This window comes from Xanthomonas sp. BRIP62409, from assembly GCF_003992965.1.
Taxonomy (GTDB): domain Bacteria; phylum Pseudomonadota; class Gammaproteobacteria; order Xanthomonadales; family Xanthomonadaceae; genus Xanthomonas; species Xanthomonas euroxanthea.
This window is the reverse complement of the sequence record NZ_QEZJ01000014.1, coordinates 64320-90604: the sequence shown is the minus strand read 5'-3', so window position 1 is coordinate 90604 and position 26285 is coordinate 64320. Positions and strand designations below refer to the sequence as shown.

Sequence of the window (26285 nt, the reverse complement as noted above, 5' to 3'; positions counted from 1 at the left end):
GCCGTCAAACAACTGTCATACCCCGGGCCTAGCGTGACCGGCTTGCCGATGCGCCACCGGCCATCGTTGATCGTCGTCTTTGCCTGGAGTTTCGATGTCCGCCTCCCCTGATCCCGCCCGCCGCCGCCTGATGCACCTGCTGGCGTCCGTCCCGCTGTTGCCGCTGGGCAGCGCCAGCGCCGCCGCCCTGCAACACCTCGGCGGTGCGGCATTGGCCGCACGCCCGCTGCGGCCGTCGGACACCCCGACCCAGCTGGTGTCGGCCACCTTCCATGGCATGCCGGCGCCCAGCCTGGCCGACCCCGCGGCGATGGCCACCACCACGGTGGGGTCGTCGCTGACGGTGGCGCGCAGCGACGGCAGCACCCAGCGGTATGCGCTGGCCTACCAGCCGTTCTTCTTCACCGGCGACCAGGTGCCCGACGGCAAGGGCGGCACCGTGCTGGCCGGCGGCTACTACGACATCCAGCACCGCCCGATCATCGACCGCTCCAAACCCGGTGCCGAACGGCCGTTCTTTTCCGACTGCCCGGACGGCTCCTCGCTGCTGACCCTGCCCGATGCCAAGGTGCCCGGGGTCAAGGGCAATCACGTCTTCGCGGTGGTGCAGTTCGAATACACCACCCGCGACCAGGCCGGCAACGACACCAACCGGCACCTGCCCGCGCCGATCGCCGTGCTGACGCTGGATCAGGACCCGGCCACCGGCAAGCTGTCGCTGGTGAAGTACCACAATATCGACACCGCCCCGGTGCACGGGCTGTGGACCACCTGCGGGGCCAGCCTGTCGCCGTGGAATACCCACCTGTCCAGCGAAGAATACGAACCCGACGCCACCGCGCTGGCCGGCAATACCCAGTTCCGCAGTTACAGCACGCATCTGTACGGCGACCCGGAAAAGGCCAACCCGTATCACTACGGCCACCTGCCCGAAATCACCGTCCACCCGGACGGCACCGGGAGCGTGCGCAAGCATTACTGCCTGGGCCGCATCTCGCACGAGCTGGTGCAGGTGATGCCCGACCAGCGCACCGTGCTGATGGGCGACGACGCCACCAATGGCGGGCTGTTCATGTTCATCGCCGACCGCAAGGCGGACCTGTCGGCCGGCACCCTGTACGTGGGCAAGTGGCAGCAGACCTCGGGCGTGGGCCCGGGCGCGGCCACGTTGCGCTGGATCAAGCTCGGCCATGCCACCAGTGCCGAGATCCAGGCCATGGCCGACCGCCTCACCGCCGCCGACATCCTCGACGTGCATCTGAGCGACCCGGGCGATGCCGCGTTCACCAAGATCCCGTTCAACGGCACCTTCAACTGGATCCGCATCAAGCCCGGCATGGAGAAGGCGGCCACGTATCTGGAAACCCACCGCTACGCCGCGCTGGCCGGCGGCAGCCTGGGCTTCACCAAGCTCGAAGGCACCACCGTCAATGCCCGCGACAAGATCGCCTACATGGCGATGTCCTACATCGTCACCAGCATGCGCGACGGCTCGGGCGACGTGAAGGTGGAGGGCCCGGACGCGGGCGCGGTGTACGCCTTGAATCTGCGCGGCGGCCAGCGCGACCACCACGGCGCGCCGATCCACAGCGACTGGGTGCCGATCGACATGGCCGCACCGGCCGCGCTCACCGGCCACGACCTGGCCAAGCCCGACGCGCTGGGCAACCTGGCCGATCCGGAGCGCCTGGCCAACCCGGACAACCTCAAGTTCTCCGAAGCGCTGCGCACCTTGTTCATCGGCGAAGACAGCAGCCTGCACGTCAACAATTTCCTGTGGGCCTACAACGTGGACAGCGGCAGCCTCACGCGCCTGCTGTCGGTGCCCGCCGGCGCCGAATCCACCGGCCTGCATGCGGTCGACCAGATCCACGGCTGGACCTACGTGATGAGCAATTTCCAGCACCCCGGTGATTGGGAAAGCCCGCTGCACGACACCGTCAAGGCCACGCTGGATCCCCTGGTGCGTGCCAACTACAAGAACCGCTTCGGCGCGGCGGTGGGCTACCTCACCGGCGACCCGGTGGCAGTAAAGCTCGGCCAAGCCTAGGCGCCGCCGTTCCAGTTGCAGCGTTGCGTGGCGCTGCAGCTGACACATACAGCATGGCGTTCTCGTTGCTGTCGCAAGGCCGGTAGGAGCGCAGCTGGACGCGAGGAACTTTGCCGGTATGCCTGTCGCGCCCGGGTGCGCTCCTACGGGTGAGGCCGACGCGTGCAGCGTGGCGTCTCGCTGCTGTCGCAATGCCGGTAGGAGCGCACCTGGGCGCGAGAAGCGGATCAGACCGCAAGTGCATGAGCGCGCGGCTCAAGGCTGCCGCAACTCCAGCGCCGCCATCACGATGGGCTTGGCCCAGCCGGGCACCTGCGCCAGTTCGTCCGGCGTGGTCGGGTACTGCAGGCCGTTGCGGTCCAGTTCCAGCACCAGCAGCGGGGCGACCTGCCCGGTCGCATCGGCGGGCACGCTGTTGTCGTAGACATGCAGCACCGCCAGATGTGGCAGCAGCGCGATCAGGTTGGCACGCGAGGCATCGTAGCGCTCGCGGATCTTGTGCTCGGGGATGGCATGCCCGCCAGCGGCCACGCGCGCGGCCACCCGTTCGATATGCAGCTCGACGCTGGACAGGCCGCAGAACCAGATCGCCACGGTGTGCTGCGCGCAGGCCTGCCGCAGCAGGCGCGGGATGGTCGTCGCGCCCAGGGTGGTTTCCAATGCATAGTCGCTGCCAGCATCCATGGCCTGGCGCAACCGTCGCACGCCCTCCTGCCAGGCTTGCGCATTGGCCTGTTCCGGTGGCCACCCCTGCTCCACCAGCTCCCGGGTGAACGCGTCCGGGTTGAACCAGGTGCCGCCTTCTTCCCGCAACACGCTGCCCAGCAGCGAACTCTTGCCGGCGCCGTTGACGCCGGCCAGCACCAGGATGTTTCCCACGATCTAGAGCGACGGGCCCAGGGTGACCTTGCTGCCCCGGCGTGCCGGCTTGCCGATCACCTGGGCCAGGCCTGGGCCATCGGTCACTGCCGCCAGATGCGCGTCGAACCTGGCCTGCAACGCCTGCAGCGATTGCGCCCGCGTCGAGGCGGCCGCCGCTGCGCTCGCCTGCCTTACCAGACGGTGGTACTCCTCCGCATCCACCACGACCGCCTCGGGATGATTATGGTTGGTGATGACCACCGCGCCATGCGAGCGCACCTTGCGCATCAGGCTGGGCCAGCCCTTCACCTTGATGTCGGCGGCAGGGGATGTTTCGAGCTCGGGCAGATCCTGGAGGCGAGACATGGGACGGTCCTGCACGTGGTGGTGACTCACAGCCTACGCTCAACTTCCCATTTTGGGAAATTTGGCTATTTTGACCCAATCCCATGCCTGCTAGTCCGCCGCACAACGAAACGGGGCCCGCAGGCCCCGTCGTCTTGCCACCGATGCGCCAGGCTCAGCCGCGCAGCTTGGCCAGCAGTTCGCGCGTCACCGGGTCCGCCACGTCGGCCGACTCGCCCTTCAGTGCAGGCAGCAACTGGCTGGCCAGCTGCTTGCCCAGCTCCACACCAAACTGGTCGAAGGCATTGATGCCCCACATCACCGACTGCACGTAGACGCTGTGCTCGTACATCGAGATCAGCGCGCCCAGCGCTTGCGGGATCAGCGCGTCGAGCAGGATCACCGTGCTCGGGCGGCCGCCCGGATAACTGCGGTGCGGATCGCTGCTGTCCTGGCCGTTGGCCAGCGCCTCGGTCTGCGCCAGCACGTTGGCCATCAGCGCGACATGGTTTTCCGCGTACGGATCGTCGTTGTGCACGGTGCCGATGAAATCGGCCGGCACCACGCTGGTGCCCTGGTGCAACGCCTGGAAGAAGCTGTGCTGCACATCGGTACCGGCACCGCCCCACCACACCGATACGGTGTCGCTGTCCACGGCAGAACCATCCAGCTTGACCCGCTTGCCCAGGCTTTCCATCACCAGCTGCTGCAGGTAGGCCGGCAGCAGGGCCAGGCGCTGGTCGTAAGTCATCACCGCATGCGTGGCGCTGCCGAGCAGGTTGCGGTTCCACACCGCTGTCAGGCCATGCAGCACGGCGACGTTTTCTTCCAGCGGCGTGTCGAGCGCATGCGCGTCGAACTGCGCCGCGCCTTCCAGCAATTGTTCGAAACGTTCGAAGCCGATCGCCAGGGCGATCGGGAAACCCACCGCCGACCACAGCGAATAACGGCCACCGACCCAGTCCCACATCGGCAGTACGCGGCTCGGCGCGATGTCGAAGGCCTTGGCGGCGCGCTCGGGATTGGCACTCACCGCGTACAGCCGCTCGCTGCCACCCAGCCAGGCGTGCAGGATGCTGCCGTTGAGCAAGGTTTCCTGGGTGCCAAAGGTCTTGGAAATCAGGATGCCGGCAGTGTGTGCCGGGTCCAGCGTGGCCAGCGTGCGCTGCATTGCCGCGCCGTCGACGTTGGAGACGAAATGCACGCGAAACCGCGCACCGGACGGCGCGCGCAAGGCGTCGGCCACCAGCCGCGGCCCCAGGTCCGAGCCGCCGATGCCGACGCTGACGATATCGGTGACGTCGGTAGCTTCCAGTTGCTGGATCAGCGCGCCCATGCGCTGGCGCACTTCCGCAGCGGTTGCATACGCTTCGGAGGCCACCGGCGCATCGGTCAGGTCGCCGCGCAACGCGGTATGCAGTGCAGCGCGCTGCTCGGTGACATTGACCTGCTCGCCGCGGAACAGGCGCTGGAACGCGCCGGCCAGATCACGCTCACGCGCGATGGCGAACAAGGCATCGAGCGCGGCGCGGTCATACTTCTGCCGCGCGAAATTGAAATACAACGGACCGACCTGCCTGGCGTACTGCGTCGGCCGTTGTGGCTCGGCGGCAAGCAATGCGGGGATGGCAGCGCCGCGCAGGCGCTGGGCGTGGGCGTGAAGCGCGTCGAATCCGTTGGTGTGTGTCATGCGGCCTGCGTGGGGATGCTGTGGTTGGTGTGGGTGATCGTGTTGCTGCCGTCCACGTATACCAGATTGGGTTTGAAGGTCTCGGCTTCGGCTTCGCTCATGCTGGCGAAGGCGGCCACGATGATCAGATCGCCCACCTGCACGTGACGCGCGGCGCCGCCGTTGAGCGAGATGATGCCGCTGCCTTCCTCGGCACGAATGGCATAGGTGCTGAAACGCGCACCGTTGGTGACGTCCCAGATATGCACCTGCTCGAACTCACGGATGCCGGTGGCTTCCAGCAGCAGGCCGTCGATAGCGATCGAGCCCTCGTAATTGAGCTCGGAATGGGTGACGGTGGCGCGGTGGATCTTGGCTTTCAGCAGGGACAGGTGCATGACGGGCAACGGCAAAGGAAAGCCGGCATTTTAGCGGAAAGCGCCGGTGTCCACCGACCTGCCCTACAACCGGTGGTGAGTGCTTCAGGCCGGCGCTGGACAAACGTGCCCGTGCGCCGGTTCGCAGGCGTCGCCGGTCATGGCCCGACCCGGCGCTTGCAGCGGCATGGGGACCGCTCAGAATTCCAGGTTGTCGATCAGCCGCGTGGCGCCCAGGCGGGCGGCGATCAAGGCCACGCGCGCGCCGGCATGGCCATCGCCCGGCTCGCTCAGATCAGGCAGCCGCACCACCGCGTAATCGACGCGGAAACCGGCCTGTTCCAGCGCCTGGGTGGCGGCCTGTTCGACCTGCGCACGCGGGGTGCCGGCGGCGTAGCTGTCGCGCATCTGCAGCAGCACCTTGCGGATCTGCGTCGAACGCGGGCGCTCGTCGGCCGTCAGATACTGGTTGCGCGAGCTCATCGCCAGGCCATCGGCCTCGCGCACGATGCTACCGCCCAGGATCTCGATCGGAAACGCCAGGTCGGCCACCATCTGGCGGATCACCGCCAGCTGCTGATAGTCCTTCTTGCCGAAGGCGGCCACGTCCGGCTGCACCTGGTTGAACAGCCGCGCCACCACCGTGCACACGCCATCGAAATGCCCGGGACGGCACACCCCTTCGAGCACGTCGCTGACGCCCGGCGCGTGGATCGGCGTGGCCAGCGCGGTGCCGAGCGGATACATGGTGTCCACGTCAGGCAACCACAGTGCATCGCAGCCGGCGTCTTCCAGGCCGCGCAGGTCGGCCTCCGGCGTGCGCGGGTAACGCGCGAAATCTTCGTTGGGGCCGAACTGGGTCGGGTTGACGAACACGCTCGACACCACCCGATCGGCGTACTGGCGCGCCAGCATCACCAGCGAATAGTGGCCGGCGTGCAGGTTGCCCATGGTCGGCACCAGCGCCACCCGCAAGCCCTCACGCTTCCAGCCGGTGACCAGCGCGCGCAGGGTGGAAAGATCGGTCAGGGTCTGGATCATGCGGCGTACGCGTGCGCTGCATCGGGGAAGCTGCCGTCGCGCACGGCCTGCGCGTAAGCGCGCACCGCGCCCGCCACCGAGCCGCCTTCGGCGAGGAAATCCTTGACGAACTTGGGACGGCGGTGTCCGCTGTCCAGGCCCAGCATGTCGTGCATCACCAGCACCTGGCCATCGCAGCCGGGGCCGGCGCCGATGCCGATGGTGGGCACCTGCAGCTCGGCGCTGATCTGTGCGGCGATCGGCGTGGGTACGCATTCCAGCACGACCAGGCTGGCGCCGGCATCGACCACGGCCTGCGCATCGCGGCGCAACTGCTCGCCGGCTTCGCCACGCCCCTGCACCGAGTAACCGCCAAACCGCAGCACCGATTGCGGGGTCAGCCCCAGGTGCGAGCAGACCGGGATCTCGCGCTCGACCAGATAGCGGATCACCTCGAGCTTGTGCCCGGCGCCCTCGATCTTGACCATCTCCGCGCCGGCCTGCAGCAGCCGGGTGGCAGCGTCCAGTGCGCGTTCGGGCGTGGCATCGGCCTGGAACGACAGATCGGCCACCAGCAGTGCCTGCTCCAGCACCCGCGCCACCGCGGCGGTGTGGTAGACCATGTCCGCAGTGGTCACCGGCAAGGTGGAATCGTGCCCCTGCACCACCATGCCCAGCGAATCGCCGACCAGGATCAGGTCGACGCCGTTGGCATCGAAGGTCCGCGCGAAACCGGCGTCGTAGGCGGTCAACATGACCAGTTTTCGACCCTCGCGCTTGGCCTGCGCCAAGGCGGGCACGGTCCAGGGCTTGCTGTCGGTATGGCTGCTCATGAAGTCATTACGTGGGGTGATAAGCCGGCCATTATCTACCCAATCGGCTCCAGCCCACAGGCATCGATGGCCTGCAGGGCGTGTCGCACTGTTCCATGGCCCGGAATGATCGCGTCCGGGGCAAGCTCGGACAGCGGCAACAGCGCAAAGGCGCGCGCCTGCAGATGCGGGTGCGGTACCTGCAAACGCGGCAGGTCGATCACCTGGTCGGCGTACAGCAGCAGATCCAGGTCCAGCGTGCGCGGGCCCCAGCGCTCGCTGTCCACGCGCTGCCGACCGAAGGCCTGCTCAATGCCGAGCAGGGCCTCCAGCAGCGGCAGTGGCGACAGCGCAGTGCGCAGCTGCGCCACGGCATTGATGAAATCGGGCTGGTCTTCGCGGCCCCAGGCCGGCGTGCGGTACAGGCGCGAGGCGGCAATCAGCGTGGACTGCGGCAGCTCGCCCAGCGCGGCGATGGCCGCGCGCACGCTGGCCTCGGCCAGGCCCAGGTTGGCGCCCAGGCCGACAAAGGCGGTCTGCACGCCCTATTCGCCTGCGGGCGCGCCGGTGCGACGGCGGCGACGGCGGCGCTTGCGCGGTGCATCCTCCTCGCCGGCGTGATCGGCCTGCGCGGTTTCGATCGCATCGACCAGTTCCTGGCCGGAGGACTTCTGTGCCTCGCGCCAGAATTCGACATCGGCGGCATGGTCGGCCGAGGCGAACTGGCGCAACACCAGGAAATCGAACGCGGCGCGGAAACGCGGATGCGACAAGGTGCGGAACACGCGCTTGCGCTGGCGCGAGGAGAACCGCGTCTGCAGCAGCCAGATTTCCTGCATCGGCAGCGAGAAACGGCGCGGCAGCGCCACGCGTTCGAGCTGATGCAGGGTGACCCGGTCGGCGGCGCGACGCTGCGCGTCCTCCGGCTGCACGCCTTGCGCCTGCAGGCCCATCAAGGTGCGGCAGAACGCCGGCCAGAGCAGCAGGGCGAACAGGAACGCCGGCGACACCGGTTCGTCGTTGGCCACGCGCGCATCGGTGTTGCGTAGGCCTTCCAGCACCATGGCGCGCAGTGCGCCACTGCGGTTGGATTTCAGAGCCGCCGCACTTTCCGGGAACAGCGCACCAAGCAGGCCGTAACGCTCCAGGCCTTCGAAACTGGCCACGCCGTGCCCGGACAGGAACAGCTTGAGAATCTCTTCGAACAAGCGCGCTGGCGCCGCTTCGGACAACAGACCGGCCAGGCGCGGGATGGGTTCTGCGGTGCCGGCTTCGATGTCGAAGTTCAACTTGGCCGCCAGACGCACCGCGCGCAGCATGCGCACCGGATCTTCCTGGTAGCGCAGCTCCGGGTCGCCGATCAGCTTCATCAGGCGCGCCTGCACGTCTTCGAAGCCGCCGCAGTAATCGCGTACCGAGAAATCCTCGATCGCGTAGTACAGGGCGTTGCAGGTGAAGTCGCGACGGATCGCATCGTCTTCGATGGTGCCGTAGACGTTGTCGCGCACCAGGCGGCCGTTATCCAGTTCGCGGTCGCCGCTGCCATCGTCGATGTTGGCGCGGAACGTGGCCACTTCGATGATCTCGCGACCGAACACCACATGCGCCAGGCGAAAGCGGCGGCCGATCAGGCGACAGTTGCGGAACAGCGCTTTGACTTCTTCCGGCGTGGCACTGGTGGCCACGTCGAAATCCTTGGGATGGCCGCCGACCAGCAAGTCGCGGACCGCGCCGCCGACCAGGTAGGCACCAAAGCCCGATTCGCGCAGGCGGTACAGCACGCGCAACGCGTTGGGGCTGATGTCCTTGCGCGAGATGGTGTGCTGATCGCGTGGGATGACGCGCAGCGTGAACGGAGATGTAACTGAGGATTCGATGATGGCGCTTCCGTCTTGTGTTGCAGGATTGCCCAACGGGTTTGAGCGCACTATACTAGCGCGCTGCACAAGACGCACCAAACGCTCCCTTCGTCTAATGGTTAGGACGTGGCCCTCTCAAGGCTAAAACAGGGGTTCGAGTCCCCTAGGGAGCACCACCGTCGTCTGGCTGCAGAACACGCCAAGGCCCCGCATTGCGGGGCTTTTGCGTTTTCGGGCATCGGTGACTGCCGCTGGCCGGGCAGCGCGCGATGATCCCGTTCCCCGCCCGGGCGAACATGTTGCCCTTGGCGACTGCGTCGATCCGATGCACCGGGGGCCGACTGGCTGAGGCCGGTTGCGGGCCAAACACCCGTGCACCAAGCCGCGCAGTCGGCCGCCCGCTCCACGCCTGCGGCTGCATGTGCTGCCACGCGAGGGCGGCGCATCGGCCTGGCCGATGCCGATCACCCCGCGACAAACATCACGTACGGCCCGATCAGGACATGGACCTGCGCGACAATGCGTCCGCATCGGCGCCACGTGCGATCGCCCTCGTACTTGCGCGCAGCGATTGCAGATCGACGTGGATGTTTGCAGTGCATGGCAACGCCTCACTCGGCCAATGGATGAAAAATGCCGGCATCACTGTCGGTTTCGGCGACGGCGTCGTGGGCATGCAGACTTTCCAGGTGGCGCACCGCCACATGGAAAACGGCATGGTGCTCGGCCAGCACCTTGCGCAACCGCCGCGCGGCATCTTCGACATACATCAGGTTGGCGCCATTCAAGCGGGCGAACGCCTGCTCGTCGACACGCCGTACCGCCGCCTGTACCGGCGTCGCCAGCGCCTGCTCGCACAGGCCGACCAGCGCGCGGATACCGAAACGCGGCAAGCTCGCGCCCAGCTCCACGCGTATTTGCGCCACGCTGCGCTGGCTGTGCGGCGTGGCGTACGAACCGTGCTGTTGCAGCCACTGCGCCACCTCTTCGACCGGCAACGCATCGCGCCTTGCGTGTTGCTGCAAGAACGCACCGCTCAGCAACTGGCGCGACAAGGCCGCCGAACAGGGACAGGTGGAGGCGTACAGCACCTCGACCTGCAACTGGATCCGGGTGCGGCCTGCACTTGACTGGGCATCGATGCGCACCGGATAGGCGCGCCAGCCGCTCAGTCCTTCGCTGCGCAGCGCCAGCACCCGCACCATCAGCTCAAAGCTCAGCGTCAGCCGCGCCGCCCGGCTGCCGCAATCGGCATGACTGTCGATCAGCGCCTGCAGCAGCTGCGACACCATCGCCGGCGACACCGGCTGCTCCAGATGCCGATCCAGCAAGCGATACAAGCGCGACATATGGATGCCCTTGAGTTCCGGGCGCGGCAGATCCACCTGCACGCCGGCACGCGCCGCCACGCTGCCGCCGGGTTCGACATCGTCCAGGCGCACCGGCACGGCGATGTCCTGCATGCCGACCCAGCGCAGCGGCGCACTCGCTGTGGACGGTTCGGTAACGGCAACATCGGGAAGCGTGGTGGACATCGAAAGCTCGTTGAAGGAGATGGGGGAATCGCGCCTCAGGCGCGACCGGGGAACATCTGGAAGTAATCGTCGATACCGGCGTGCAGCGTTTGCGCCAGTTCGTCCTGATGCGTATCGCCACACAGCCGCCGGCAATCGTCGCGATTGCTCATGAAGCCGGTTTCCACCAGCAACGACGGAATATCCGGCGACTTCAACACGGCAAAGCCGGCCTGCCCGACCTCGTCCTGATGCAGCCGCGTCACCTGCTGCAGCCGCCCGAGCATCAACTTGCCGAACGCCACGCTGCTGGCGATGGTGCCGCTCAGCGAAAGGTCGGCCAGCACTTGCGACAACACCGGGTTGCCGGGCACCCGCAAACGGCGCGCGCTGTCGCCCATCTGGTCGGCGGCGTTTTCGCTGTCGGCGATCCAGCGCGCCAATACCGAGCTGGCGCCGTTCTGCGACAACGCAAACACCGAAGCACCGCGCGCCTGGCTGCTGGGCGCAGCATCGGCATGGATGGACACGAACAGATCGGCATTGCGGCGATGGGCGATCAACACCCGCTCGTGCAACGCCACGAAGCGATCGTCGCTGCGGATCATGGTCGGCCGGTAACGCGAGTCGGCCGCCAGGCGCTGGTGCAGCCGCCCCGCGACCGCCATGGCCACATGCTTTTCGTAGCGCGCATCGGCACTGACCGCGCCGGGATCCTTGCCGCCATGACCGGCGTCGATGGCGACCACGTAGGGATGCAGGCGGGAGCGCGTGGGCGCAGCCGCCGCAACGGCCGGCTCGGTCGGATCGGCTGCGGACAACGACGCAGTACCGGACACAGCAGCAAGATCGAGCACCAGCGCACCATCCTCCCAGCGCGCCGTGGCTGTCAGCGGCTGCACCAGATCGAGCACCACGCGCAGCCCATCGCCATGCGGGCCGCTACGGATGGCAACGACTGCGAGACCGCCAGGCAATGGATCGACCTGCGGTGGCTGTGTCGAAACGCCCGGCAAGTCGATGACCAAGCGCGCTGGATTGGACAGGCTGAAGCTGCGGTAGGCGACCTGCGTACTCAATGCAAGTCGAAGCTGCAGTTCCCTACCCTGGCGCTGCAGGTTGCAGCTGCGCAGCGCCGGGAGCGACTGCGCATGGGCAAGGCCCGGCGACAGCACCAAGGCTGCGCCGACGGTGCGCAACACCTGCCGCCGCCTCATCGGGCCGGTTCCGGAGGATCGACGCGGCCACCGAGCCGATTCGAGTATGGAAGGTTCGGCATGGTGGCCAGGCAAACAACGCTCTTTGGTAAGGGGCGCGACACGATGTGACCAGACGAACGACGGAACGAAGTGTTATAAAGTAACATTTACCGCGCAAAAGCAAGCCTGTTGTGTCCCGCCTACACCCTCACGTTCACTCTTGCCGAAGAGCCACGATGTCCCCCGTCATCCCCGACAGCTATACCGCCTGGCGCCACTGCATCGAGGTCGACTGCGGCCAGCCACTGACCGCCTCCTTCATCGCCCGACGTCTCGCGAGCCTGCACGACCTCGGCGACCACCACACCCAGCAATTCCTGCGCCGCTGGGGCGAACGTCATTACCGGCGGGTGACTGGATGGTTTGCGCGTGCTGATGGCGAACTCAAGCCGAGCCGCTAAATAGCACGCGCGCTCCAGCGCTGCACATCACGCCTGACCGGATAGGTCCAGGTAACGGCGGATGCGGTTGACTGTTCCTCGCTGATCGGCGGACGGTATGCCGCAGCGATTTTCTGCGACAAACAATCAACAAAATCTGCCATTCAACACGTAACGTATAAGCGCCTGAATCGCAGGCGGAGTTGCCCCATGCAGGGGGAAGGCAAAATCATGAAGAACGCAAAAACCTGGCCTATGGCTTTTTGTTTAATCGTCGGACTCTTCGCTTCGAGCGCGGCAATGGCTCAATGCTGCCCCTCTAGCGGTGGTATCGGTGCGCATGCAATGACAGGACTTGGCGATAGCAACCCCAAAGCCGCCAACCTGGCCATTGACCCATCGCTCGCCATATATGAACTGCATCGCGACGGAGTCACCTACTTGCAAATCAACGATGTCACCGGCGTGGTCCGCGCGGTAGTTGCGAGAGTGGACAACGCCCTCTGGACGTTGCCAATGGGCAAGGACGTAGAGCGCGTCGTGTTGCCTTCAGCAAACAAGATTTCTGCAAGCACGCGCTCAAATGACCCGGCAACACTTGATGTAACCCAACGCGATCAAGCGCGACTCGTCTATCAAACAAGGAACTTCAAGGTACTAACCCGGCGTGAAGCAGCTGGGGACCAGTGGATAGTCTCCCCCTGACCTCCACGGAATCAGGCTCAGCAACAAGGAATGTCACAACCAACGCATGGCGGCGGCGAAGCATGCCGCCATGCGCCTTCAATCGTGCATCCAGTTCGGCTTCGACATCGTCTGAGTAGCGTCCAGCCGGCTCAGCTGACGAAGAATCCGCAATAACACGCACCGCAACCCCCCTAGCCCCTTTGCCTGTCCACGCACGCGCCTGGATGAAATGCCTGCTTGCTGACGGCAAGATCTCGACACAGTTGAGCACACTGCGATACGCGCTCAGCTGTAGCGCCAACGACAGATTCTTGCAATCTCCGCGAAACACGTGTTGAAACCGAGATTGACAAAAACGCTCAAGTGCTGGCGAACGCAACGCTTGATAGAGCCCATGCGTCTCGATTTCCAAAGGATAAAGTGCGGCCACATATTGCTGCAATAACTGCGACTCAAGCACACCAACCCGTGTCATCTCCATTGCAATCGCGTGCTGCCCTTTCGCCCTCAAATCAGCCACGACATCTTTGCGCATCCTGTTGATCTGCACATTGATATCAGAATATTCAAGTACGCGGTTGCGCAACAGACGTTCTGCACTGGAATAGCTCGCGCGAGCGAATAGAAAGGCATCATCCTTTGCCCGATTCGAAACATTATTGCGAGCAGACTCACGCAGGCGAGCGTTAAAAATAAAGAGAGCAGTTGTCATGGCTCCATAGAGCAATTGAATATTGAAAACATGCTGATCGAAGAAGCCCGCCTGATAGACCCTGGGAAGAGAGAACTCAAGCCCAAAGCTAGCAAGTAGCGACCCCAATGCGATACCTTTCCATCCGTGCCTGAAGGTCATGACGATCATTGGCACAAGCATCGCGATCATCAAAATGTTTCGAATCGATGGGTTACTCCAGACACCCAGGCTGAAGAACAGTCCTAGAATGAAAACAACCGCAACAGCAAGATCTCTTGGCAGACTGGAATGCACTGGCCCGTCATTCCAACTGGTCCACAACATCGTGGGAAGTAGCAAAATCAGTATTCCAAGATAGCTACCCGAACAGTAGAGCAGCAGCAGATCAATCACAGGATAAATCGGTGGACCACCAAGCGTTTCATTTAACAACATACTGCAGACTGCATTCCAAAGCCCTAGCGCAAGTGCGGCAGGAATAAGCCAGTGCTGCTTCTTGACAATATTAGGGACATAGTAACGAAGCAGGAAAACACCGCTGGCAATCAAGGGAACATGCAAGAACGGACTCAGGTAAGCCCATAGCGGGTTGAACCCCTGCAGCTCGCCCAGCGGAATACGCAAGACCAACATGGCCGCAGCGTCTCCTGCTAACAGGAACGGCCATTCGCGATACGGTCGAAACAGCAAAGTGACGACCCGCAAGCCAACTGGCAAATACCACTGGTCAATGGAGAAGCGCCAGAGGATCAGAGACACCAAGCAGTAGCACACGCTGATCAGCATGCCCCTGACAAGCTCTTTAGCTACTGCCATACCACCACTCCTTGGTTCCACGATTCGCCCTAGTCTGGAGGGAAACTGCCTGGTGGAGTATAGCGGTGGCGCACAATTTGCAAAAAGAGCCGGTGCCCTTCAAGGCGGTTATCGCCGTTGAAGACCCGCATTGCACTTTGCTGGTGCGTTGGGCCACGCGGGAATCGGGTCGCCTGACACAGCAGAGGCCAGAGCTGCGAGCAGTCGCGAGGAGGCGCATGCACCGCATCCAGCCCAACGATGACAGCTAGCTCGATTGAGACGCTTGCGGCGATGCAGGCATGCGAGACATCGGCAAGATGCCAGGCGAGACCGTCAACGAACAAGGCCGCGCAGTGCGCGGCCTTGTTCGTCATCCATGCCGATATCAGCATAACGGGAGAGATCAGCCCTCCATCTGCTCCAGCTCCTTGCCCTTGGTCTCGTAGACGTACTTGAGCACGAAGAACACCGAGATGAACGCGGCGACGGTGTAGATGCCGTAGGCGCCGGCCAGACCGATGCTGCCGAGCAGGATCGGGAAGCTGACGGTGATGGCGAAGTTGGAGGTCCACTGCGCGGCGCCGGCAATGGCCAGGCCCGAGCCACGGATCTGGTTGGGGAACATCTCGCCGAGCATCACCCACATCACCGGGCCCCACGAGGCATTGAAGAACACCACGTAGACGTTGGCGGCCACCAGCGCGAGCATGCCCATGGCATCGGACATGGCGAGCTTGCCATTGGGGTCCAGCGAGGCGGTGGCGAAGGCATAGGTCACCAGGGCCAGCGAGACCGCCATGCCGGCCGAGCCGATCCACAGCAGCGGCTTGCGGCCGATCTTGTCGACCAGCATCACCGTGACCAGGCAGGCGCCGATGCTCAGGCCGCCGGAGAGCACGTTGATCAGCAGCGCGTCCTGTTCGGAGAAACCCACCGCCTGCCACAGCACGGCGCCGTAATAGAACACCACGTTGATGCCGACCAGTTGCTGGAACACCGCCAGGCCCACGCCGATCCAGACGATCGGGCGGATCCTGCCGGTGGCCTTGTTGATGAGGTCGGAGAACTTGGGTTTGTGCTGGTCGGCCGACATCGAGGCCGAGATCTCGGCCAGCTTGGTCTGCGCGGCGGCGTTGCCGTACAGGCGCTTCAAGACCACCAGCGCCTGCTCGCGGCGGCCCTTGACCACCAGGTAGCGCGGGCTCTCCGGGATGACCAGCAGCAGCAACAGGAACAGCAGCGAGGGAACCGCCTGCATCCAGAACATCCAGCGCCAGGCGGCCTGCCCGGCCCATAGCGGCTCGGTGGAGGCACCGGCGGCGTTGGCCAGCAGGTAGTTGCTCAGGAACGCGCAGAACAGCCCGCTGATAATGGCGATCTGCTGCATCGTGGCCAGCCGGCCGCGATAGCGCGCGGAGGCCACCTCGGCGATGTAGGCCGGCGAGATGACGCTGGCAGCGCCCACCGCGAAGCCGCCCATCACGCGGGCGAAGATGAAGAAGCCGGAACTGTGCGAGGCACCGGCGCCAATGGCCGAGAGCAGGAACAGTGCCGCAGAAATGATCAGGACCGCGCGGCGACCCCAGCGGTCGGCCAGACGGCCGGCGAAGAAGGCGCCAATGGCGCAACCCAGCAGCATCGAGGCGACTTCGAACCCGGTCTCGGCGGCGCTGGAATTGAAGGTCTGCTTCAGGCCATCGACAGTGCCGTTGATCACGCCGCTATCGAAACCGAACAAAAAACCGCCGATCGTGGCTACGCAACTGATCAGGACGATGAAACGGGTGTTCTCGCCGGCATCGGGGGCGCCGTCTATGGAGACACTGGACATGGGTTCACCTGGAAGCATGCAAAGGAGCGGCCACGGGGGCGGCCGACATCGGCCGGCGACGCGCACTGCGCCGCCGGCCACGGGACATCAACGCGTCAGATATTGATTGATCAGGTTCTCGTAGGCTTCCTGGCGGCCGCTGAGTTGCTTGGGTTCGTTGCCGGCCGCGTACTGGGCCAGATCCACCAGCGTGCTGCTGCCGTTGGCAAACTCCGCGCCGGCACCGCTGTCGAAGCTGGCGTAACGCTCGGCGCGCCACTGCTCCAGCGGCGAGGACGTCAGCAGCGCATTGGCCACTTCCAGCCCGCGTGCAAACGCGTCCATGCCGCCGATATGCGCCAGGAACAGGTCCTGCGGGTCGGACGACTCGCGGCGCACCTTGGCATCGAAATTCAGCCCGCCCGGTGCCAGCCCGCCCTGGCGCAGCACCACCAGCATCGCGCCGACGGTGTCGTACAGGTCGGTCGGGAACTGGTCGGTATCCCAGCCGTTCTGCGGGTTGCCGCGGTTGGCATCGATGCTGCCGAGCAGGCCTGCATCGGCTGCCACCTGCAGGTCGTGCTCGAAGCTGTGGCCCGACAGCGTGGCGTGGTTGGCTTCGATATTGAGCTTGAAGTCCTGGTCCAGGCCGTGCTGGCGCAGGAAGCCGATCACCGTGGCGCTGTCGAAGTCGTACTGGTGCTTCATCGGCTCCATCGGCTTGGGCTCGATCAGGAAGTTGCCTTGGAAGCCGATCGCACGGCCGTAGTCGCGTGCCAGGGTCAGAAAGCGCGCCATGTTGTCCTGCTCGCGCTTCATCTGCGTGTTGTGCAGGCAGGCATAGCCCTCGCGGCCGCCCCAGAACACGTAGTTCTCGCCACCCAGCTCGACGGTGGCATCGATCGCGGCCTTGACCTGCACCGCCGCACGCGCCACCACGTTGAAGTCCGGGTTGGTCGATGCGCCGTTCATGTAGCGCGGGTGCGAGAACAGGTTGGCGGTGCCCCACAGCAGCTTGACGCCGGTGTCGGCCTGGCGCTGCTTGGCGATGCCGACCATGTGTTTGAGGTTGCGCTCGTACTCACCGATGTCGTCGGCATCGGGCGACAGGTCGATGTCGTGGAAGCAGTAATACGGCACGCCGAGCTTGGTGAAGAATTCGAACGCGGCATCGGCCTTGGCTTCGGCACGGTCCAACGCGGTGTTGCCGATATCCCACGGGTATGCGCGCGTGCCCGGGCCGAACGGATCGGCGCCATTGCCGCAGAAGCTGTGCCAGTAGGCCACGGCAAAGCGCAGGTGCTCGGCCATGGTCTTGTCGCCGATCTGCTTGTTGGCGTCGTAGACCTTGAAGGCCAGCGGGTTGTCCGAGTCGCGGCCTTCGAAGCCGATCTTGCCGATACCGGGGAAATATTCTTTGGCGCCGATGTAGACGGTGTTGCTCATGGGGTGGAATGTCCTTGCTGCTGGGGGAGTCGTAGAAAGCGGGTCGATCAGCCGGCGTAGAGCGGGCTGACCACCTGCAGGTGCTTGAGGAAGCTCTGGTAGTGCTGCTGGTACTGGGCCACACGCTGCGGATCCGGGCGCGCCGACAGGTCTTGGTCGATCTGCAGATGCTCCAGCACCACATCCGACAATGCGTCCGCACCGCCGTCGTCGCGATCGCAGGCCCACAGGGCCTGCAATGCGGCACCGAAGGCAGCGCCTTCGGGCTGGGTCGGCACCACGACCTGCAGGTTGAAGATATCGGCCACCATCTGCCGCCATTGCGCGCTCTTGCTTCCGCCGCCGGTGAGCAGGATGGTGTCGAACTGCAGACCCGCCGCGACAAAGGCATCGAAGCCGTTGCGCAGGCTGTAGGTCGCCCCTTCCATCGCGGCGCGATAGAAATGCGCGGCGGTGGTGTTGTGCAGGTCCATGCCGAACAGGCAGCCGCGGGCGTCCGGCAAATTGGGCGTGCGCTCGCCGTTGAAGAACGGCAGCAGCACCAGGCCATCGGCGCCCGGCGTGGTGCTGGCGATCAAGGCCTCGGTCTGCTCGCGGGTGATCGAGAACATGCGCATCACCGCCTCGGTGGCGACGGTGCAGTTCATGGTGCAGATCAGCGGCAGCCAGCCGCCGCTGGACGAACAGAACGCGGCCCAGCGTGCGTCCTCGTCCACCACCGGGTGATCGGCGTAGGCGAACAAGGTGCCCGAGGTGCCCAGGCTCATGGTCAGGCGACCGGGCACCACGTTGCCGGTGCCGATCGCGGCCATCATGTTGTCGCCGCCGCCGGTGGTGACACGCACGCCGGCCGGCAGGTTCAATGCGTCGGCGGCTGCGTTGGACAAGGCATAGACCGCGCCGGTCTCCACCAGCGGCGGCAATGCATCGCGCAGGTCGCGCTGTGCGTCCACCGCGCCGAGCATGCGTTCGGACCACTGCCGTGTGCGCACGTCCAGCCAGCCGGTGCCGGAGGCATCGCCGACTTCGGCAAAGCGCTCGCCGGTGAGCCAGAAGTTCACGTAGTCGTGCGGCAGCATCACCGTGGTCATCGCTGCGTACGCCTCGGGACGATGCTTGCGCGTCCACGGCAATTTGGAGGCGGTGTAGCCGGCCATGATCGGGTTGCCGGCGGCGGCCACACTGCCTGCCGCACCACCCACCGCGTCCATGATTTCGTCGCATTCCAGCGCGGTGCTGGTGTCACACCACAGCTTCACCGGTGCGGTGACGCTGCCATCGGCGGCCACCGGCACGAAGCCGTGCTGCTGGCCGGAGACCGAAATACCGCGCACCCGTGCACGCTGCTCGCCATCGAGCTGGGCGAAGCAATGCACGATGCCGTCGATCCACCACTGCGCCTGCTGCTCACGGGTGCCATCGTCACGGCTGATCAGCTCCATCGGCGCGGCGATCGTGGCGACCACGGCGCGCTCCTGCGGATCGTAGGCGACCAGCTTGACGCTCTGCGTGCCCACATCCAGTCCTACGTACAAGCTCATTGCATCACCAATCGGTTGTTGTTGAGGCCCACCTGCTGGGTGCGACCGGCGCCCAGTTCCAGGTCCAGGGTCTGCCCTGCGTAAGACAGTTGATAGCGCCCGCCACGATCGCTGTGCACGCGGGCCTGCTGCAGGCGGCCGCCGTCCCAGTGCAGATCCACGCTGGCGCCGCCGCGCACGCGCAAGCCCCGCACACTGCCGCGCGGCCAGGCCTTGGGCAGGGCGGGCAGCAGGAACACGCTGCCGCCCCAGCTTTGCAGCAGCATTTCGGTGATGCCGGCGGTGCCGCCGAAGTTGCCGTCGATCTGGAACGGCGGATGCGCGTCGAACAGATTCGGGTAGGTGCGTTCGGGCGAGATCAGCAGTTGCAGGATGCGGTAGGCATGCTCGCCATCGGCCAGCCGCGCCCACAGGTTCAGCCGCCAGCCGATGCCCCAGCCGGTGGTGTTGTCGCCACGGGTTTCCAGCGTGCGCCTTGCGGCAGCCGCTAGCTCGGGCGTATCGCGCAGATTGATCTGGCTGGATGGATGCAGCGCGTACAGATGCGAGACGTGGCGGTGATGGATCTCCGGCGCCTGCATGTCCCAGTCCTGCTGCCACTCCTGCAATTGCCCTGCCTTGCCGATGCGGTTGGGCGGCAATTGCTCGCGCAATTCACCCAGGCGTTGCGCAAAGGCAGCGTCGACCTTGAGCAGCTTGCTCATCGCGATGCATTGGGCGAACAGATCGCGCAGCAGCTGCGCATCCATCGTGGGGCCGGCACACAGAGCGGCGTTGAACGGATGCTGGTTTTCCGGCGACATCGAGGGGTTGGTCACCATCGCGCCGGTCTGCGGATCCTTGACCAGCGTGGCGACGAAGAACTCCGCCGCGCCCTTGAACAGGGGATAGATCCTGCCCAGATAGGCACGGTCGCGGCCGTAATCCCAGCGGTCCCATAGCTGTTGCAGCAGCCAGACGCCGCCCATCGGCCACAGGCTCCACTTGGCGCCATCGATCGGCCCGGCCTGGCGCCACAGATCGGTGTTGTTGTGCACCACCCAACCCGGTGCGTCGTACATCGCGCGTGCGGTGTGCGCGCCGGTTTTGGCCAGATCGAACAGCATGGCTTCCAGCGGTTCGACGCACTCGTGCAGCGCATTGGCCTCGCTGGGCCAGTAGTTCATCTCGGTGTTGATGTTGATGGTGTACTTGCTTTCCCACGGCGGCTGCATCAGGTCGTTCCAGATGCCCTGCAGATTGGCCGGCTGGGTGCCGGGCCGCGAGCTGCAGATCAGCAGGTAACGGCCGAACTGGTGATACAGCGCAGCCAGTGCCGGGTCGTTGCCCTGCGCAAAACGCTGCACGCGTTCGTCGGTGGGCAGCTTGGCCGCGTCGCTGCTGCCCAGGTCGATCGCCACGCGCCGGAACAGCCGCTGGTGATCGGCCAGATGCGCACGCAGCAATGCGGCGTAATCCAGTTTGCCCGCCCTCTGCATGCTTGCGGCGGTCAAGGCGAGCGGGTCGCCATCGACAGCGTCGTAGCGTTGGTAGCTGGTGGCGGCGGTGAGCAGCAGCACCACTTCATCGGCCGCTTCGATGCGCAGACGGTCGCGCAGGCCACTGAGCGTGCCGCCGCTGACCTGCGGCAGCACGCGCAAGGCAAAACGCAGCTTGCCCTCGATGCCGGCGAAACTGCCGTTGCGACCGCTGAACAGCAACCCGCCCTGCTCCACCATGACCTCGCCGGTCTGCGGGCTGTCGATGCCCACGCGCAGGGAAATTGCGCGTGGCCGATCGCAGGACAGGCGCACCACGATGCATTGCGACTGCGCCGACACGAACACCTCGCGCGTGTGCACCGCGCCGCCGGAGCGGAAGGTGGTGGTGGCCACGCCAGTATCCAGATCGAGCTGGCGGCGATACTCGCTGATGCCGTCGGCACGATCGAAGTCCAGCAGCAGATCGCCCAGCGGTTGATACGGCATCTGCTTGAGCGGACGCGAGAGCAGCTTGGCGTCGGCCAGTGTCTCGGCCTCGGCATAGCGCCCGGCAAACACCAGCGCGCGCACCTGTGGCAGGGCCGCCAGCGCGTCGGGGCTGGTGGCGTCGTACGGGCCGCCTGCGTACAGCGTGTCCTCGTTGAGTTGCAGGCGCTCGTGGGCAATGCCGCCCCACACCATCGCGCCCAGCCGGCCATTGCCGACCGGCAGCGCCTGCACCCACTCGTTGGCCGGTTCGCGGTACCACAGCTGCAAGGCATCGGCGGGCGCCGCGGCCGGCAACGCGGCGTGTCTGGACGATGCGGCAGCCTGCACGGCAACCGGTGCAGCGCCCAGGACCGCAATCGCGGCCCCGGTTGCCTTACACAGTTCGCGACGGGTCAGCACGGCCACCGCCGTGCTGCCTCACCGGAACCGCCCGCGACTGCCTTGCGGCGTTCCGGCATCTGCTTGCTCATCGACTGAAGACAGCCTGCGATCATCGACGACGCGCTTTGCCGGACGCAATCTTGCGCTGCAACACGCTGACCGGCTTGCCGTCGTACTGGATGCTGGTATCGGTCTTGGGCTCGAGCGCACCGGCGTCGTCGCGCGGGCCATCGACGAAGCGCACGTTGATGGTGCGCTTGGCCTGCATGCCGGTCCAGCTGCCCTCGCGCTTGCCGATGCTCAGCTCGCCCTTGGCCTGGTTCCAGACCAACGGGATGCGGCTGAACTCGCCCTTCTCGTAGCCGTAGCCCTTGCCGTCGTCCTCATACAGCGAGAACTGGCCATCGGCGCCGGTGTAGACCACCACGGTGAGCGGCGCATCCGGCTTCTGATCCACGTATTCCTGCACCGGGCCGGTCGGCACGATGGAGCCTGCGCGCACGAACAACGGCATGCGCTCGATCGGCGCGGCCGCCTCGATGCTCTGGCCGCCCTCGTAGCGCTTGCCGGTGGCGAAATCCAGCCAGCTGCTGCCGGCCGGCAGATACACCTGCCGCGAGGTGGCGCCGAAGCGGGTCACCGGTGCGACCAGGAACGCCGGGCCGAACAGGTACTGGTCGTTGATGTCGCGGACCTTGGGATCGTTCGGGAAGTCCATCATCATGCCGCGCATGATCACGCCATCGCGCTGATAGGTATCGCCGGCCAGGCTGTAGATGTACGGCAGCAACGCGTAACGCAGGCGGTTGTAGTACGCCATGCTCTCGTAGAACGGCGTGCCTTCCGGGGCGATGTTCCAGATTTCGCGATACGGGAACTGGCCGTGCGAGCGGAAGATCGGCACGAACGCACCGAACTGGAACCAGCGCGTGTTGAGCTCACGCCATTCCGGCAGATGCGCCGGGTCCTGGTTCTCGTAGCGCTTCTCCACCGCAAAACCGCCGATGTCGAAGGTCCAGTTGGGCAGGCCCGACAGCGCCATGTTGACGCCCCCGGAGATCTGGTCGCGCATGTCGTCCCAACGCGAGACGATGTCGCCGCTCCACACCGCCACTGCATTGCGCTGGGTGCCGGCATAGCCCTTGCGCGAGAGGATGAACACGCGCTTGTCGTCGGCCGCGCGGTCGCCCACGTACACGCCATGGGTGTGCGGCAGCGGGTAGGAATTGAAGTACTCGGTGGACGAGCCCAGCGCATTGGGGGTGGTGCGTGCCTTGCGCTCGCCGATGTCCAGGTTGGAATGCACGTCCGGTTCGTCGGCGTCCATCCACCAGGCATCGAAACCCTTGCTGTTGAGCTTTTCGTTGACCTGGCGCCAGAAGATGGCCTGGGCCTTTTCCGAGTACGGGTCGTAGAACGAGTTCTTGTAGCCCTTGCCGATCCAGTCCAGCTCACCGACTTCGACATTGCGCTTGTACATGAAACCGGCAGCGTCCAGTTCCTTGTAGTTGGCGGTGGTGGGATAGAACTTGGGCCAGATCGAAATCATGATCTGCGCATGCATGTCATGCACGGCCTTGACCATGCCGTCCGGATCGGGGAAGTGCTGCGGGTCGAAATCGTGCGAGCCCCAGGCATTCTCGGGCCAGTACGACCAGTCGAGCACGATGTTGTCCAGCGACAGCTTGCGCTTGCGGTATTCGGCCACCGCGCCGACCAGCTCGTCCTGGCTCTTGTAACGCTCGCGGCTCTGCCAGAAGCCATACGCCCACTTGGGCAGCATCACCGACTTGCCGGTGAGTTCGCGATAGCCGGCCACGGCCTGGTCGTACGAATCGGCCGAGACGAAGTAGTAGTCGATCATCTGGCCGGCTTCGGACCACAGCGACAGGTCCTTCGCTTCGGCGGCCGGCAGCGGGTCGCGATGCAGCAGCGCGATGTAGCTGGGGTCGATCAGGTCCCACTCGACCTTGACGGTGTGGCGCGTGCCCGGCTCCAGCGCCAGCTTGAACTCGTGATTCCACGGGTTCCAGTTCTGGCGCCAGCGATCGACGATCAGCTTGCCGTCCACGTACAGCTTGGCGTACTCGCTCGAATACAGCGAGAAGGTGTGCTCGCCACCGGTGAGTGCTTCGATCTGCCCCTCCCAGGTGACCTGCATGCGGCTGTTCTTGTCCTTGGTGATCGCCTTCTTCGGATACTTGGTCAAGTCGCTGAGGTACTGGTAGTTCACCTCGCTCTCGCGACGTTCGACGATCTGCTTGCCATCGATCGCATAACGCGCGGTCAGCGCACCGGCCCTGCCCTTGGCGTCGTACAACTTCAGCGTCTTGGGCAGCGGCTGCAGGCCACGCGGGTCGCCCAGGCGACTGATCGAGTTGTTGTCCCACAGCAGGCCGTAGTTGCGGCTGGACACCAGGTACGGCACCGCCATGTCGATGTTGTTCTGCTGCAGCTCGACGTTGCGGCCCTTCTGGTTCATCCAGCCCTGCTGGTGCTGGCCGAAGCCGTACAGCGCTTCGTCGTCGGGCGACTGGAAACGCTGACGCACGGTCAGGTATTGCTTGCCTTCCACCTTCAGCGGGGCAAAGCTGCGCCCGCCGGCCACTTCCGACAACACCGGCCTGCCATTGGCATCGGCAAAGCTGACGTGGCCATCGACGGTGGAGACGGTGGCGGTGACCTTGCCGGTCTTCAGCTGCACGCTGTCGCCCTGCTCGGCCAGCTGGAAGCTGCCATCGCCCTGCACTGGCACGCGCATCAGGCTGGGGCTGCGCGCGAAGTCGCCATCCGGGTCGGCACTGACGCGGATGATGCCGGCGTCGACGACCTGCAGACGTACCGGTGCGGCGCCCTTGGCGCTCGGCACCACGGTGACGCCGTCGGCGGCCTTGCGCACTTCCTGCGCGTGCGCGGCATTGGCCAGCAAGGCCAGCGACAACGCCAGGCACTGGGCAAGCGGTGTACGTCGGGTGGCAGGCGCATGGCCGGCGGAACGGTTGATGGTTTGCATGTTCACTCCCTTGGAATTACGAAACGGTGCCGCGGGGGCGGCAGCGCATGGTTCATTGGATTCAGCCTGGCGGACCGCGTGCTGCGCGGCGGTGGGGCTGTGCAGCACGCGGCCGAGCAGGCTTATTTGTAGGTGGCCAGCTTGATCTTCAGCAGCTGCGGCGCGCTGGAGAAATTGACACCGTAATCGGTCTGGTCGCCATTCCAGTTGCGCTCGAACTTCCAGTCGCTGCCTTCGTAGACGCCTTCCTCGACGCGGTCGTAGAGCATGTTGGCGGTCGCCTCGCTGGCCGGATGCAGGGTCACGCGCACGTGATAGCCGGTGACCAGGAATTCGTCCGGACCCAACTCGGCGATCAGCGCAGCACCGATCGGCTCCGGGTTGCCCGGCGGCTCGCCCTTGAACCAGAACTGCGGCACGCCGTAAGTAATGGTGGCGCTCCAGCGGTCGTTGAGCTTCAGCTCCTGCACCGCCTGGCCGGGTTCTTCGGCGGTGCCGTGCAGCTTGCCTTCGGAGGCGGCCTTGGCGAACGGCCGCATGCCGCGCTTGACCAGGTCAAAGCCCAGCGCGAACGGCGCCAGGGTTTCTTCGTTGACGTGCTTGGCACCCAACGGGTAGTTGGAATAGCGCGTGTAATCCATGCCGAACGCCGACCAGCCGATGCCGTCGTGGCCCAGCGCGGGGAACAGGTAACGTGCGTATTCGGGGCGGTTGCCGGTTTCAGCGACGAACAGCGCATTGTCCGGGCGGGCGTAGCGTTCCAGCACCGTGGTGTAGGTGCGGTACTCGGGCATGTAGATATCCGGCGCGAGCAGGTCGATATGCGGGCCGGCCGCCTTCCACACGTCCAGCACGTTGTCGGTGGGGCCGCCGCTGGCGTACTGGCCGGGCTGGCCGGGATTGAACGGGCCGCGCAGCGCGGCATTGACGTACATCGGCAGCGGGTATTCGGCCTTGCCGGCCTCGGCCACCTGGTCGATATAGCGACCGATCGACCAGGCATGGAAGATCTCGTCCGCATCGGCACCGAACACCTGTGCCCAGCTGCCCGGCTGCTTGTTCAGGCGCTTGAGCAGTGCGTCCGGCACCGGGCCGTCGAACAGCTTCTGCGCCATCGGCGAGAAGTCGCGCACGCTGCCGTAGGTGCCCGGCTCGTTCTCGGGCTGGATCATGATCACGGTGTGCTGCGGATCGACCTGCTTCAGATGCTGCATGAAGGCCACGAAGGCCTTGCGGTCGGCATCCAGGGTGGCCTGCGCATGCGGCGACAGCGACCCGATCGCCTTGCCCTCGCGCGTCACCACGCGCGGGAAGCGCTGGTTGTCGGTCTTGACCCAGTGCGGCGTGTACGCCGGGCCGTTGTTCTTCCAGGTCGCAAACCACAGCAGCACCAACCGCACCTTGTGCTCGCGCGCTTGCGTGAGCAGCGTATCGACGAAGGAGAAATCGAACTTGCCTTCTTCCGGCTCGACCTGCTCCCAGGCGATCGGCACCTGCACGGTGTTGGTACCCAGCACCTGCATCGCCGGCCACACCTTGTCCATCACGCCGGGATAGTTGCTGGAGTTGTTGACCTGCGCGCCCAGGATCAGGAACGGCGCCCCATCGACCATCAACGCGTGCTTGCCGTCCTTGCTGACGAACTGCGGCATCGGCGTCTGCGCAGCCGGCGCCGCTGCCGTGGCAGGTGCGGTCGCTGCGGTGCCGGCAGTCGGTGCGACTGCGGCCGGCTTGGCTTTGTCGTCCTGCTCGCCGGATTGGCACGCAGCCAGTGCCAGCGTCAGCGCGGACAGCAGCAG

At 65.3% G+C, this 26285-nt stretch carries 20 protein-coding genes and 1 tRNA gene; 4 read left to right on the top strand and 17 right to left on the bottom strand.

Annotation, left to right across the window (positions count from 1 at the left end; translation table 11 throughout):
• The first annotated feature begins 94 nt into the window (after window positions 1-94).
• Window positions 95-2050: an alkaline phosphatase PhoX gene (locus EO170_RS03855; protein ID WP_126942599.1), complete on the top strand. Its 1956-nt coding sequence runs from the start codon at window positions 95-97 to the stop codon at window positions 2048-2050.
• Between the two features lie 255 nt (window positions 2051-2305).
• On the opposite strand, the gene EO170_RS03845 is transcribed toward EO170_RS03855, so the two are convergent.
• From EO170_RS03845 to pcnB, 8 genes are all read right to left on the bottom strand, one after another.
• On the bottom strand, window positions 2306-2929 hold the full coding sequence (locus tag EO170_RS03845) for an AAA family ATPase (protein WP_126942597.1): 624 nt from the start codon (window positions 2927-2929) through the stop codon (window positions 2306-2308).
• A gap of 3 nt (window positions 2930-2932) precedes the next feature.
• A complete protein-coding gene (locus tag EO170_RS03840; RefSeq protein ID WP_104648595.1) occupies window positions 2933-3277 on the bottom strand; it encodes a type II toxin-antitoxin system prevent-host-death family antitoxin in 345 nt (114 codons plus the stop codon).
• A gap of 154 nt (window positions 3278-3431) precedes the next feature.
• The gene (pgi, locus tag EO170_RS03835) at window positions 3432-4946 is read right to left on the bottom strand and encodes a glucose-6-phosphate isomerase (protein ID WP_126942594.1); all 1515 of its coding nucleotides are present in this window, start codon (window positions 4944-4946) and stop codon (window positions 3432-3434) included.
• Complete coding sequence (gene panD / locus EO170_RS03830) at window positions 4943-5323, bottom strand: aspartate 1-decarboxylase (protein ID WP_104582937.1); 381 nt, start codon at window positions 5321-5323, stop codon at window positions 4943-4945. The genes pgi and panD overlap by 4 nt, the downstream gene beginning before the upstream one ends.
• A 177-nt stretch (window positions 5324-5500) precedes the next feature.
• Window positions 5501-6343, bottom strand: a complete 843-nt coding sequence (gene panC / locus EO170_RS03825; RefSeq protein WP_115676800.1) for a pantoate--beta-alanine ligase — start codon at window positions 6341-6343, stop codon at window positions 5501-5503.
• Complete coding sequence (panB, locus tag EO170_RS03820; protein WP_115676799.1) at window positions 6340-7155, bottom strand: 3-methyl-2-oxobutanoate hydroxymethyltransferase; 816 nt, start codon at window positions 7153-7155, stop codon at window positions 6340-6342. Before panB ends, panC begins: the two co-directional genes overlap by 4 nt.
• Before the next feature lie 35 nt (window positions 7156-7190).
• Complete coding sequence (gene folK, locus EO170_RS03815; protein WP_126942591.1) at window positions 7191-7676, bottom strand: 2-amino-4-hydroxy-6-hydroxymethyldihydropteridine diphosphokinase; 486 nt, start codon at window positions 7674-7676, stop codon at window positions 7191-7193.
• A 3-nt stretch (window positions 7677-7679) separates the two neighbouring features.
• Window positions 7680-9047 (bottom strand): polynucleotide adenylyltransferase PcnB, encoded by a 1368-nt coding sequence (gene pcnB, locus EO170_RS03810; protein ID WP_104582933.1) that lies wholly within the window; start codon window positions 9045-9047, stop codon window positions 7680-7682.
• Window positions 9048-9094: 47 nt separating this feature from the next.
• Between pcnB and EO170_RS03805 the strand changes: the two genes are divergently transcribed.
• Window positions 9095-9169, top strand: a tRNA-Glu gene (locus tag EO170_RS03805).
• A gap of 435 nt (window positions 9170-9604) precedes the next feature.
• Here EO170_RS03805 and folE2 read toward each other — a convergent pair.
• Complete coding sequence (gene folE2 / locus EO170_RS03800) at window positions 9605-10528, bottom strand: GTP cyclohydrolase FolE2 (protein WP_126942588.1); 924 nt, start codon at window positions 10526-10528, stop codon at window positions 9605-9607.
• A 35-nt stretch (window positions 10529-10563) separates the two neighbouring features.
• A complete protein-coding gene (locus EO170_RS03795) occupies window positions 10564-11724 on the bottom strand; it encodes an N-acetylmuramoyl-L-alanine amidase (protein ID WP_126942585.1) in 1161 nt (386 codons plus the stop codon).
• Between the two features lie 218 nt (window positions 11725-11942).
• Here EO170_RS03795 and EO170_RS03790 point away from each other — a divergent pair, with 218 nt between their 5' ends.
• Both EO170_RS03790 and EO170_RS03785 read left to right on the top strand, forming a co-directional pair.
• Window positions 11943-12167 (top strand): hypothetical protein, encoded by a 225-nt coding sequence (locus tag EO170_RS03790; RefSeq protein ID WP_126942582.1) that lies wholly within the window; start codon window positions 11943-11945, stop codon window positions 12165-12167.
• Between the two features lie 189 nt (window positions 12168-12356).
• On the top strand, window positions 12357-12851 hold the full coding sequence (locus EO170_RS03785) for a hypothetical protein (protein ID WP_104582929.1): 495 nt from the start codon (window positions 12357-12359) through the stop codon (window positions 12849-12851).
• Here EO170_RS03785 and EO170_RS03780 read toward each other — a convergent pair.
• The 7 genes from EO170_RS03780 to galD form a co-directional block, all read right to left on the bottom strand.
• Complete coding sequence (locus EO170_RS03780; protein WP_126942579.1) at window positions 12796-14343, bottom strand: MASE1 domain-containing protein; 1548 nt, start codon at window positions 14341-14343, stop codon at window positions 12796-12798. The two genes, EO170_RS03785 and EO170_RS03780, sit on opposite strands and share 56 nt — an antisense overlap.
• 385 nt (window positions 14344-14728) lie before the next feature.
• On the bottom strand, window positions 14729-16156 hold the full coding sequence (locus tag EO170_RS03775; protein WP_164740892.1) for a sugar porter family MFS transporter: 1428 nt from the start codon (window positions 16154-16156) through the stop codon (window positions 14729-14731).
• Window positions 16157-16243: 87 nt separating this feature from the next.
• Window positions 16244-17581 carry a xylose isomerase gene (gene xylA, locus EO170_RS03770; RefSeq protein WP_126942573.1) on the bottom strand — a complete coding sequence of 446 codons (1338 nt, stop codon included), beginning with the start codon at window positions 17579-17581 and terminating at the stop codon, window positions 16244-16246.
• A gap of 47 nt (window positions 17582-17628) precedes the next feature.
• Window positions 17629-19122, bottom strand: a complete 1494-nt coding sequence (xylB, locus tag EO170_RS03765) for a xylulokinase (protein WP_126942570.1) — start codon at window positions 19120-19122, stop codon at window positions 17629-17631.
• Window positions 19119-21491, bottom strand: a complete 2373-nt coding sequence (locus tag EO170_RS03760; protein WP_164740891.1) for a glycoside hydrolase family 95 protein — start codon at window positions 21489-21491, stop codon at window positions 19119-19121. The genes xylB and EO170_RS03760 overlap by 4 nt, the downstream gene beginning before the upstream one ends.
• Before the next feature lie 91 nt (window positions 21492-21582).
• Window positions 21583-24486: a TIM-barrel domain-containing protein gene (locus EO170_RS03755; protein WP_126942564.1), complete on the bottom strand. Its 2904-nt coding sequence runs from the start codon at window positions 24484-24486 to the stop codon at window positions 21583-21585.
• A gap of 122 nt (window positions 24487-24608) precedes the next feature.
• On the bottom strand, window positions 24609-26279 hold the full coding sequence (gene galD / locus EO170_RS03750; RefSeq protein WP_126942795.1) for a GH35 family beta-galactosidase GalD: 1671 nt from the start codon (window positions 26277-26279) through the stop codon (window positions 24609-24611).
• Window positions 26280-26285: the final 6 nt, after the last annotated feature.

Bases quoted from the DNA above. Each gene is read 5' to 3' on its own strand.
- folE2 (WP_126942588.1), bottom strand. From the start codon at position 10,528: ATGTCCACCACGCTTCCCGATGTTGCCGTTACCGAACCGTCCACAGCG.
- pgi (WP_126942594.1), bottom strand. From the start codon at position 4,946: ATGACACACACCAACGGATTCGACGCGCTTCACGCCCACGCCCAGCGC.
- xylA (WP_126942573.1), bottom strand. From the start codon at position 17,581: ATGAGCAACACCGTCTACATCGGCGCCAAAGAATATTTCCCCGGTATC.
- EO170_RS03855 (WP_126942599.1), top strand. From the start codon at position 95: ATGTCCGCCTCCCCTGATCCCGCCCGCCGCCGCCTGATGCACCTGCTG.
- EO170_RS03775 (WP_164740892.1), bottom strand. From the start codon at position 16,156: ATGTCCAGTGTCTCCATAGACGGCGCCCCCGATGCCGGCGAGAACACC.
- EO170_RS03795 (WP_126942585.1), bottom strand. From the start codon at position 11,724: ATGAGGCGGCGGCAGGTGTTGCGCACCGTCGGCGCAGCCTTGGTGCTG.
- panC (WP_115676800.1), bottom strand. From the start codon at position 6,343: ATGATCCAGACCCTGACCGATCTTTCCACCCTGCGCGCGCTGGTCACC.
- EO170_RS03790 (WP_126942582.1), top strand. From the start codon at position 11,943: ATGTCCCCCGTCATCCCCGACAGCTATACCGCCTGGCGCCACTGCATC.
- xylB (WP_126942570.1), bottom strand. From the start codon at position 19,122: ATGAGCTTGTACGTAGGACTGGATGTGGGCACGCAGAGCGTCAAGCTG.
- panD (WP_104582937.1), bottom strand. From the start codon at position 5,323: ATGCACCTGTCCCTGCTGAAAGCCAAGATCCACCGCGCCACCGTCACC.
- EO170_RS03840 (WP_104648595.1), bottom strand. From the start codon at position 3,277: ATGTCTCGCCTCCAGGATCTGCCCGAGCTCGAAACATCCCCTGCCGCC.
- EO170_RS03755 (WP_126942564.1), bottom strand. From the start codon at position 24,486: ATGCAAACCATCAACCGTTCCGCCGGCCATGCGCCTGCCACCCGACGT.
- EO170_RS03785 (WP_104582929.1), top strand. From the start codon at position 12,357: ATGCAGGGGGAAGGCAAAATCATGAAGAACGCAAAAACCTGGCCTATG.
- panB (WP_115676799.1), bottom strand. From the start codon at position 7,155: ATGAGCAGCCATACCGACAGCAAGCCCTGGACCGTGCCCGCCTTGGCG.
- EO170_RS03780 (WP_126942579.1), bottom strand. From the start codon at position 14,343: ATGGCAGTAGCTAAAGAGCTTGTCAGGGGCATGCTGATCAGCGTGTGC.